The organism is Marinobacter shengliensis, assembly GCF_003007715.1.
Lineage (GTDB): Bacteria > Pseudomonadota > Gammaproteobacteria > Pseudomonadales > Oleiphilaceae > Marinobacter > Marinobacter shengliensis.
In genome coordinates this window covers 448,410-458,884 of sequence record NZ_PXNO01000027.1, presented here as the reverse complement: position 1 = coordinate 458,884, position 10,475 = coordinate 448,410, and the positions used below count along the sequence as shown (strand labels likewise).

Here is a 10,475-nt window from a genome sequence, read left to right as displayed (position 1 = left end):
GCGCCTTACTCCCACTCCACAATGGATACAGAGGGCTGATAGTTGGAGGAGCGGTCCTCAACACGGATTTCCAGAGCGGAGGTGCCAGTGCCCTTTTCAAACTCCAGGGACGCGGCCTGCTTATAAGGCCGCTCATCCGGCCCGATTCCCTCAACGAACGCCGTCATCCGGTGGACGCCGGTTTTCAGGTTGCCCACGTACAGACGCTGCATGCCGCCGCGTTCAAGTGCTTTCACCTGTCGCTCCGTGTAGAGGTGAGAGGCAACGATCTCATCGTCCACCTTCAGCTTCACTGCATCCAGCTTCAGGAACTTCCCGGTATCCACACTGAGAAACACGGCAACCTGAGTACTGGCCGGAAAAAGTAAATCCTCTTCGAGGATAAACAAGTCGCGATTCAAGCGAATGACCTTTTTTTTGAGAGCCTCCACCTGCTCAGCGACAGCGGTGTCGTTGGTCTGTGACTCCAGATCCGTCTGGGCCAAAGCGGGGAATGATAAAGCGAGGGTCAATGCCGCCAAAAACGCCGAAAATCGATGGTTCAAGCAAGTGGCCATGGTCGTTCTTCCTGCATGCTCAGTATTCAAGAATCAACGACGCCCGCGTTACGTAGGCATCGAATGAATAAAGGGGTTCGTCACCAGGGAGAAAGTCCCCCGCTGCGGTGACATCCCGGAAGTTGTCATATTCGAAATTCAACCAGTCCACCAGAAGACTGAACTGCAGGCGATCTATGCCCGGAAGAGACGTCTGTTTCCATTCATACACCGCGCCTAGTGCCAGGGTTGTTCCGGAAAGCGAGCTAAGCTCCTTATCCCGTGCAAGGTGGGTCTGGGAGTTCTCGAAGGGGAAAAGGTCGCTGTAAAAATCCGCCTCGCTCTGGCGGTAGTAACGAACGGAAGCCTCAAGGGTCCAGTGCGGGTTCAACCCGTGTACGTATCCAAGTTCAGCGGTATGGGCAGTGATGCCCCAGGTATCCGAAAAATAGCGGTATTCACCTCGGAGCGACGCTCGGTAAGGCAGGTAATAGAGGGCACGGACCGCGACGGAGGTACTTGTGCGGGTTTCCGGATACCGCTCCGGCTGATAGAGAAACGCCGTGGAATCATTGGGATCGATATAGCGGTTCTGACGATACGGGTTCTGCAGGAAGCCCTCATCCGTGACGACCTCAAGGTCGAGACCTATCAGACTGTTGCGGGTAATAATCTGGCTCAGACCCAGTTGATAGTTTCGACGATCGGCTTCCTCGCTGAACGAATCGTTGCCAACCCGGCGCACTTCGTCCCAGCCGCTGGCATAGCCCATGGTCAACGTGGACATGCCCCCGAAAAATTCCTGGCTGACAGAAAAATACAGAGTATTGGCTTCGTAATCGTTTTCGCTACTGTTGGTAAAGCCGAGACTGAGAATGGATTTATCATGCAGGTAATCGATACCAAAGGTGTACTCCTTGCGCTCTTCCTTGTAAGGGCTGGCTGTAGCGAGAACGTCTACGGAGGCAGCCGAAACAGAATCGACATAGTACTGTCCAGATACGGAAACCTGAGGACCGATACTTTTGCGCACCAAAACGGATGGCCCGTCGATAACCATGCCACCGCCCTCGTAGCGGTGGTACAGGACATCCACGTTATCGACCGGGAGGGTTGCCGCAATGGCTTGATGCCCAAACAGCGCCAGCAAAAAGAGCCCGGACCGCACTAACCGTTGTCTGTCAGTTGCAGCCACAACCACCTCCCGAGCCGCCTTCCGCTCCCCGTGCAGACTCCCGGGCCTGATAGACATGGTGCATGTAGGAATCCGCTGTGCCGTGACGACTGAGGCTCATGACCGGATCCGCCAGATTATCGCGCTCATAGGGTTTCACCCACGGCTTGACTGAACTGCACCCAGAAACCGCAACCGTAGCGACCAGGAGGGCGGAGACAGTGAAGATCGACACACTACGCATATACGTCCCGTCCGAAAATTACTCGCGCACCAGTTCGCGAATCTGCTGTTCGTACTCGTCTTCGTAGCCCGGCTGGTATCCGTAGTGGATATAACGGGCATTACCATCGCGATCGATCATCACGGTGGTCGGCATGGCCTGCACTTCATACAGTTCACTCACCGAGCTCTCCGGATCGTAGAGGATCGGATAATTCACGGGCACCTTGTCCAGGAAGCGATGCGCCGCATCCCGATTCCCGTCCACATTGACCGCGAGAATCGTGAAACCGAGATCCTTGTATTGGCTGTACAACTCATCCATCAGAGGCATTTCCTGACGGCAGGGTCCGCACCAGGAAGCCCAGAAGTTCAGCATCACCACTTCCCCACGATGATCCTCCAGCCTCAGGTTCTCCCCGGAACGGCTTTCCAGGGTAAAATCCGGAGCCGGGACATTGATAGCTTCTGCGCCTGCCAGCGGGCTGAGGCAAGCCAGGATGCCCGCTGCTGCCAGTGATCTTATGGATGCTTTCATAACCATTGCTCCTGTACTCAGAAAAAGACCGACAGGCCAGTGCTGACCTCGGTGTTCATGGAGGTTTTCTCGGCTCCAAGAACATCTATTCGGTAGTAGTGCTGCCGCAAGCCAATATGAACGGCAACGCTGTCCGTCAACAGCACCTGATAGCCCGCCCCCACGTTCAGGGTAAACCGGGTATCACCGGCAAAATCGGTGGCGCCGGCGCCTGCGATCAGGTAGAAATTGGTGTTGAATGCGTAGTTCTCGGTGAGGAAGGCCTCACCCGGAAGCACGTTGTAACCAAGGTTGATGTTGTAATACCTGTAATCCCGCTCACGATCGGTGAGCACCTCCACGTTACCGGCCAGCTTTTCGAAACTGGTCTCGCCGCCCTCTGCGAAGCCTATCCCTGCCTCGAAAAAGAAGGACTCACTGAAGTGGTAGGTGAGTTTGCCGCCATAAAGCAGTGACGACTCAAAGTCTTCGATATTAAGCACGCCCACAAAAACGCCGATTTCAAAATTCTCGGTGTCAATCAACGCCTCAGTGACCGGCACCGGGGTAACATCCGGCTCGATCAAGGGACGGTCATCCTGGGCCTGGGCCCCCATGGCTATGCATAGCCCTGCCCCGAGGCACAGCGGTTTCAGAAAAAGATGCTTAGTCCGATTTTCCATTCTGTCGCTTCTTCGTTGGTGGACCGGGTAGTGAACACTTTGTAATCCTTCACCTCGGCACGGATGAAATATCGATCGGTGATGTAAGCCCGGATGCCAAAGCCAGCATGGCCGACACTGTTATCCCGCTCTTCTGGCTCAGCCAGGGTGGCCTTGGGATCAACCCAGAGATGGCCGACCCCGAGCGTGAAAAAAGGGGATACCCGCCAGTGCGGAAAAGGCTGATGCACCAGGTTCGCATTGACCATGCGGATCTCGGAGGCGTTGCCCAGAATCTGCGAGGCCCAGAGCTCGGCGGAAAGGTTCCTTGTCATCCAGAAACCGCCATAGCCTGCCGTGACAGCGGCACCATCAAATTCACCCATCATCAGTCCGGCTTCGACTCGCCGGTTATTGAATGAATCGAAATCCGGTACCTGAAGGTCCACAGGGTTTCCTGTGGCATCCACGGTCCGGGCGATATCAGCAACGGCGACCCAGCCTTCCCGGCCACGGGCGTCCGTTACTTTGATCCAGTTGGTCTTGCGTTGAAGAATGGTCAGCCATTCCCCTTTCTCGCTATTGTGGAAAACCGGGTAGCCAGTGGCCGGGCCGGTCCGCCAGGCAACGTAGGGCTCGGTCACCTGCACCCGGGCAACGCCATCGTCGCCCTGACCCCACAGCCAGCCAGCCCAGCTCTGGGTCGGCAAAAACAATACTAAAATGAGAATGGCAATGGGCATGGCGCGAGTATCAGTCCTTGGATCAGTCTTCCGGGGCATCAAAGGGGTTGTTGAAATACTGGCCGCCAATATCCAGCCATTCTGCGATGAGTCGAAGCTCGGCGGGCGTGAGGAAATCCCTGTGTGAACCGCCCTCTGCAAATACGTCGAAGAAATTACTGGCACGGGCGCCGTTGACAGACATTGAGGCCTGAACCGGAACCGTCACCATGATCGGCTGCACATTTCCTTCGGCATCCAGGATCGGGTTGCCTTCTTCGTCCTCCAGCACTTCTCCAGAGTCCACCAGTACATCCACCAGCGCACCGTTCACCAGTTCCTGCTCGTTGTCCGGGAACAGCAGTTCCCGGTAGGCGTTGAAGTGAAGCGGTTGCGCCGGTGACGGGCCGTCGCCGAGGTCCAGCTGCCCAGCTGGCACCTGCTGGGCGCCTGCGGCATCCGTATTGGTGTGACAACCGGTACAGGTGTAGTCATCCACCACCGCCATTGTGTCCGGATCCAATACCTCCCGATTGACACTCCAGAGCGGATGAATGTGCTGCTCATAATTGACAACGATCCTGCAATTCGACGCCCAGTCGGCCGCGCAAACGCCCGAAATAGGTGGAGGAGTCTGCAGATCGGCGTAGGCATAGACAAAGCTCTCAGGCTTGGGATCCACGGCATCACCGGACCACTCATCGGCATAGATCACATCCGGCGTCGGCCGGCGAATATCATTGATGCGGGCAAACAACTCGGCCATGGTTTCACCCATATCGGCAAACAGACCCGAGTCGGTATTCGGAAACGGAAGGCCGGTGGTCGCTGCCCCACCCCAGACGGATCCGGGGCCGGCACCCGGTCTGCCGTGGGGAGTCGGACTGTTCGGATTATGGCAGCCTGCGCACTCGAGGGTCTCGCCAGGACGCACCATCAGCCAGTTCTGATGCCTGGCACCAATCCGTTGTCCCTGTTCATTCAGTACGCTGATGGCGAATGCGACATTGGCCGGCACGGCCACCTTCACGGAACCGTCCGGTTCTATCGGCACATAACCCAGGATTTCCCGCATTAGCTGGGCCCGGCTGCGGCCAAAAGCACTGTTGTCGAAATCCCGGACGTTTCTATCTGGGATAGCCACGGGTTTTTCCAGGCGCAGGAATCTGGCCGGGCGATCCTCCGGTGGTGTCTGCAGCGGATCGGCCATTGCAGCAATACCAGCCGGTGTGGTGTCCACCCCGTCTATATCGTAGACACTGCGAATGTGCAGCACCCCGTAACCGGCATCCCCCAGAGCCCCCTCTTTACCCGTAAACTGGGATTCCGGAATAAAGTCTTCCAGAGGACGCTCCTTCATCAGGACCGCTTCATCAAACTGGATGCCTTCAATAGGGGGAACCACCGGCCGCTGGGTTTCGCCATTGATATCAAGTAGCCACAGACCGTAAACCGGCTCTGCGGGTTGATAATCTTCCGATTGCAGGCGATCTTCCGTGCAATTGACGATTCGATCAGTTGCTCCATCCCGCAACCGGCAGGGTGTCCAACTGACCAGGTAACGGTTGGTCCCATCCAGTAACGGTGAAACGGATGCGTAACTACCTTTCAACGACAGCTGTCCATCCAGGCCCACGCCGGGAACCAATGATTGTTGGCCCTCCCCTTCGGTGCCATCGATACGCAGGTTGGCCTCAACAAATTGGGCAACATCAACTTCCGCCGGAACGGACGCGTAGTCCTCGCTCTCAAACGGCCTCAGCTGCACCAACAACTTACCGTTGTCGGACTTGCGGGGCTGCAGATACTGAACATTGTTCGCTTCTGGCACAGAACCGTGAGAATGACGACCGTAAAGATAGCTCAGCCCGGTGCCGTCGGGGTTCACGCGGTAGAGATTTACACCATTGTTTCGGGTCTGGCCCGCATTGTCCCAGCGGCTGAAAATAATGGTGCCATCATCCGCCACCATGGGGTCGAGGTCGTGACTCTGGTTGAACGTGATCTGTTGAATATTCTGGCCATCATCATCCATCACATGCAGAACAAACGCCGGGTTATTACCCGCCTCCTCCAGACCTGAGTACTGGGGCTTACCTTCATCAAGCAGCACCGCCTTGGAAATCCGCTGACGGGTTGATGAGAAAACGATTCTGCCATCAGGAAGATAGGCTGGCGCAACGTCCTGCCCGGCCCGGGCAGTAACATCTGAATCAATGACACGGCGCAGGCCGTCGGTACCAACGTCATATTCCCAGATATTCCAGGTTGGCTGATCCTCGTCATCGGCGCCTTCGATTTCCGGGGCGCGCATGGCGAACAACAATCGGGAGCCATCATGGGATACGTGGAGATCTTTCACGTCGTACCGCAACCGGCCACTGTCATCGAGGAATTGTGGCCCGGTGAACGCCCTGGAAGCGATATCCCGCGTTTCGGCATCGGCGGAAGCCCTCGCCTTCAACAATAACCTTGCACCGGGACGAAAAGCGGCGGGGTCCGCCAAGTTGTCCTCCACCAAGGTGCCGGTGTTCTCGTCAAACAGCAGGGCCCGTTCGACGTAAGCTACCGGGGTTTCGACAACGACCGGATCTGACTGCTGGCTGTCGCTGCCAGAGAGACAGCCGGAAAGCAACATTGCAACGCCCAGCGAAACCGCAACGCGAGCAGCGCAAAAAAAGGAGGGGGAGCCAGGAAACTTAATGTCCAACGTTACAAACCCTGTTTCGGATGACATTCCATGACATAAATTAAGTCGGTTCCGCGGGCAGGCTCCAAGGCTTTTAAGTAACCTAATGTAATAACGTGGCCTACGACTCAAAACGGAGGATATAGCAAGCCGTAAACTTTTAACAATTGTCAAAAAGCATTAATGTGCGAATGCTAACGATCACCGAGGGAAAGGACATGACCGCCCGGAACAGGATCAGAAGCCTGCTCACCAAGGCTTGCAGTACCGCCGTTCTCGTTGCATTGGTGTCTGGCCAGGCAGGCTTTGCCCAAGCTGGCCCCAGGGAACAGGCCAAACGAATCCATGACCGGATTGCCGGCGTGCCCCCTTCTGCCGATGTTCTCGACGACATGGAAAGCGATATCGTTTCGGGCAGAGCGATTGAGGCAGCCTTCACTGCCATGCAGGACAGCGCCTTCTACGACGTCACCCTGAAGAATTTTGCGGCTCCCTGGACCAACGAGGCAATGTCGAAGTTCGTGCCCCTCAATGATTACATCGCCACGGTGATCGGCCTGGTGCGGGACGGGCAGGACTTCAGAAAAGTCCTGTATGACGATGTGTTGTATATCGGAAATCCTTCCCTGAATCTGCCGAACTACTCCACCAGCAACAACAATCACTACGAATCCCTGGAGAACAGCGGAGCCAGCCTCAGGGACCATCTTGAGCGGGTGAACCAGTCCACCTACACCGGCCTCCCCCCTTCTGCGACCGCTGGGGTGATCACATCTCGAGCGTCAGCCCGGGCGTTTTTCAGCGCCGGTACCAATAGGGCCATGTTCCGTTTCACGCTGATCAATCACATGTGCAACGACCTGGAACAGGTTGCAGATGTCACTCTGCCGCCCGACCGCATTCGCCAGGATGTTTCCCGCAGCCCCGGCGGTGACAGCCGGGTATTCCTGAACAACTGCGTTGGCTGCCACACGGGTATGGACCCCATGGCTCAGGCGTTTGCCTACTATGACTATGAATATAACGCCAACGCCGACCCTGACGGAGAACTGGGTAGGCTCGTTTACAACGCCATTGGCGAAACGGATCCGGAGACCGGCTCCAGGGTTCAGGCCAAATATCACATCAATGCGGCAACCTTCGAACAAGGATACGTGACGCCGGACGACAGATGGGATAACTACTGGCGCCAGGGCGCCAACCGCCGCCTTGGTTGGGATCCGTCATTGCCGGGTTACGGCAATGGTGCCAAGAGCCTGGGCAGGGAGTTCGCCCACTCCAACGCCTTTGCCGAGTGCCAGGTCAAGAAAGTGTTCGAGAATGTCTGCCTGCGACCTCCCTCCAACGGCGCAGACCGTTCCCAGGTACGCAGTATGGTCACCAGCTTCGCAAGCCAGGGTTACGACCTGAAGCAGGTATTCGCAGAATCCGCTGTGTACTGCATGGGGGAGTGAGGACGCTATGACAACACGTAACGGAATTTTCATGAGCTCCCTTAGATCGGTGCTTTCAGTCATCGCCCTTGCGTTCCTGCTTTCGGCCTGCGGCGGCGAGTCCACGGAACAACTGCCGAATACCTCCCAGAATCCCGGCACGATTACCTACAACGGGCCGGCTCCCGCAACGGATGACGTCGCCAATTTCAAACGGACCGTATGGGATAATCTGGTCACCCAGGACAAATGCGGTGCGTGCCACGGCTCCAATGGCCAGGCTCCGACGTTCGTCAACGAGCTGGACGTTAACCTGGCTTACGCTCAGGCGAACTCCATTGTTAACCTGTCCGATCCATCCCAGTCTACGATGGTGACCAAGGTGGCCGGCGGCCACAATTGCTGGCTCCAGAGCACCTCGGCCTGTGTGGACATTCTCACCACCTATATCTCAAACTGGGCAGGCGGCTCTGGAGGCTCAGCCAAAACCGTTGAACTCCGCGCTCCAGCGCTCAAAGAACCGGGCGCTACGGTTGCACTGCCCAGCGATCCTGGACTGTTTTCCAGCACGGTATACCCCGAACTCAGACAGTATTGCAGCGACTGCCATGCTGATGGTGGCCAGACCCCCTACATTGCCAGCGCCGACGTGACCACCGCCTACAATCAGGCGAAAAGCCGTATAGATCCGATGAACCCGGGCGCATCCCGACTGGTAGAGCGCCTGCGCTACGACTTTCACAACTGCTGGGGTGACAACTGCGAAGCCTCAGCTGATTTGATGGAGTTAAAAATTCTTGAAATGGTCCAGGACCTGAGCGCCCAACCTGTAGACCCCTCACTGGTTACGAGCAAAGCTCTCAACCTCCAGGCAGACGGCCTGCTTGCCAATTCCGGCGGCCGCTTTGAAGACAACGTGATTGCCCTCTACGAATTCAAGTTTGGTGAAGGCCAGACCGCCTTTGACACCAGCGGCGTATCGCCTGCACTGGATCTGACCCTGAGCGGCAACGTTGACTGGGTTGGGGGCTGGGGCATCGACCTTGGCCCCGCGGGCGAAAACGAGCAGGGCTTCATGATCCCGGCGGGCAAAGCTCAGGGTAGCACCACCGCCAGCCGGAAGCTGCATACCCTGCTGACCGCCTCCGGCGAATACAGCATAGAGGCCTGGGTTGCCCCGGGTAACATCACCCAGGAAGATGCCCGCATTGTGACCTATTCAGGCTCGTCCACCACTCGCAACATAACGCTGAGCCAGTCGCTCCAGCGTTACGAAGTGCTCCATCGCAGCACCACCAGTGATGAGAATACGGCGTTCGCCACCCAGGACGCCGACATGCTTCTGCAGGCAACTTTGCAGCACGTTGTGGTGAACTACACCCCGGCGACCGGGCGTCAGATCTTTGTGAATGGCGTTCCAACCGGTGATGTCGACCCGGACGACGGCGGGCTGTTAACGGAATGGGACGACAGCTTTGCCCTGGTACTGGGCAACGAGACCGATGGCAACTCACCCTGGCAGGGCGCGATCCGCATGGTCGCCATCCACAATCGTGTGCTGACACCGGAGCAGGTCCAGGCCAACTTCGAAGTCGGCGTTGGTCAGAAGTTCTACCTGCTATTTGGCGTTTCTCACCTGATCGACGTGCCGGAGAGTTTCATCGTGTTCGAAGTCAGCCAGTTCGACAGCTACGCGTACCGATTCACCAGTCCTTTCTTCATCAGCCTGGATGACTCCGCCGAGCCATCAAACATTCCACTGCGAGGCATGCGACTGGGCATCAATGGCAAGGAGGCGACTGTCGGACAGGCCTGGGCCAATCTGGACGTTGTTCTGGACAGCGGCAGCTATGAACCCGGCACCGGGCAACCGCTCTCCTCCCTGGGCACTATCATTGCTCTGGAGAACGGCCCCGGGAACGACGAGTTCTTCCTGACCTTCGACCAGCTGGGCGGAAACAGCTTTGCCCGTACCGAGCCTGTTCTGCCGCCTCAGCCAGAACCCGCTGACCTGCCACCATCGTCGGAGATCGGTCTGAAGACATTTGACGAGATCAACGAGTCCATGTCGCGGATGACCGGCGTTGCCACCACCCACCCGGCGGTCTTCAGCACATACACTACCGTAAAGCAGCAGTTGCCGACGGTAGAGACGATCCAGGGCTTCCTGTCTTCCCATCAAATGGCAGTCACCCAAATGGCTATTCAATACTGCGACGCCCTGGTTTCCAGCGGGCAATTAAGGGCTGAGATGTTCCCCGGGTTCGATTTCTCCGCCCCGGCCAGCACCGCATTTGATCACGGCCGCAAGAGCCTGGTTACCGGGCCTTTACTGGCCCGCTTCGTGGGCAGCAACCTGGCCTCACAGCCCGATGATAGCGCCATCGAAACAGAGATAAGCGCGCTCATGGACAGACTGACGAGCTGTGGAGAAGGTTGTGCGCCTGACCGCACAGAAACGGTCGTTAAGGCAAGCTGCGCGGCTGTGCTTGGCAGCGCCACCACACTGGTTCAGTAGAG

At 57.1% G+C, this 10,475-nt stretch carries 9 protein-coding genes; 2 read left to right on the top strand and 7 right to left on the bottom strand.

Annotation, left to right across the window (positions count from 1 at the left end; all coding sequences use genetic code 11):
* Nucleotides 1-5 precede the first annotated feature (5 nt).
* The 7 genes from C7H10_RS15205 to C7H10_RS15175 all read right to left on the bottom strand — a co-directional run bounded on the left by C7H10_RS15205 (nucleotide 6) and on the right by C7H10_RS15175 (nucleotide 6,471).
* Nucleotides 6-557, bottom strand: coding sequence for an AraC family transcriptional regulator (locus tag C7H10_RS15205; RefSeq protein ID WP_106695534.1), 552 nt, complete (start codon nucleotides 555-557; stop codon nucleotides 6-8).
* A gap of 19 nt (nucleotides 558-576) precedes the next feature.
* Nucleotides 577-1,731: a DUF3570 domain-containing protein gene (locus C7H10_RS15200; RefSeq protein ID WP_425269128.1), complete on the bottom strand. Its 1,155-nt coding sequence runs from the start codon at nucleotides 1,729-1,731 to the stop codon at nucleotides 577-579.
* A complete protein-coding gene (locus tag C7H10_RS19370) occupies nucleotides 1,718-1,831 on the bottom strand; it encodes a DUF4266 domain-containing protein (RefSeq protein ID WP_244178298.1) in 114 nt (37 codons plus the stop codon). Before C7H10_RS19370 ends, C7H10_RS15200 begins: the two co-directional genes overlap by 14 nt.
* 141 nt (nucleotides 1,832-1,972) lie before the next feature.
* Nucleotides 1,973-2,476 (bottom strand): TlpA family protein disulfide reductase, encoded by a 504-nt coding sequence (locus tag C7H10_RS15190; RefSeq protein ID WP_106695532.1) that lies wholly within the window; start codon nucleotides 2,474-2,476, stop codon nucleotides 1,973-1,975.
* An 11-nt stretch (nucleotides 2,477-2,487) separates the two neighbouring features.
* Entirely contained in the window at nucleotides 2,488-3,132 is a 645-nt protein-coding gene (locus C7H10_RS15185) for an outer membrane beta-barrel domain-containing protein (RefSeq protein WP_106695531.1), read from the bottom strand.
* Complete coding sequence (locus C7H10_RS15180) at nucleotides 3,102-3,854, bottom strand: SH3 domain-containing protein (RefSeq protein WP_106695530.1); 753 nt, start codon at nucleotides 3,852-3,854, stop codon at nucleotides 3,102-3,104. The genes C7H10_RS15185 and C7H10_RS15180 overlap by 31 nt, the downstream gene beginning before the upstream one ends.
* A gap of 22 nt (nucleotides 3,855-3,876) precedes the next feature.
* Nucleotides 3,877-6,471 (bottom strand): HzsA-related protein, encoded by a 2,595-nt coding sequence (locus C7H10_RS15175; protein WP_482805301.1) that lies wholly within the window; start codon nucleotides 6,469-6,471, stop codon nucleotides 3,877-3,879.
* A gap of 269 nt (nucleotides 6,472-6,740) precedes the next feature.
* Here C7H10_RS15175 and C7H10_RS15170 point away from each other — a divergent pair, with 269 nt between their 5' ends.
* Both C7H10_RS15170 and C7H10_RS15165 read left to right on the top strand, forming a co-directional pair.
* Nucleotides 6,741-7,976 carry a hypothetical protein gene (locus C7H10_RS15170; RefSeq protein ID WP_106695528.1) on the top strand — a complete coding sequence of 412 codons (1,236 nt, stop codon included), beginning with the start codon at nucleotides 6,741-6,743 and terminating at the stop codon, nucleotides 7,974-7,976.
* A gap of 31 nt (nucleotides 7,977-8,007) precedes the next feature.
* Complete coding sequence (locus C7H10_RS15165; protein WP_208622843.1) at nucleotides 8,008-10,473, top strand: LamG domain-containing protein; 2,466 nt, start codon at nucleotides 8,008-8,010, stop codon at nucleotides 10,471-10,473.
* The last annotated feature ends 2 nt before the right edge of the window (nucleotides 10,474-10,475 follow it).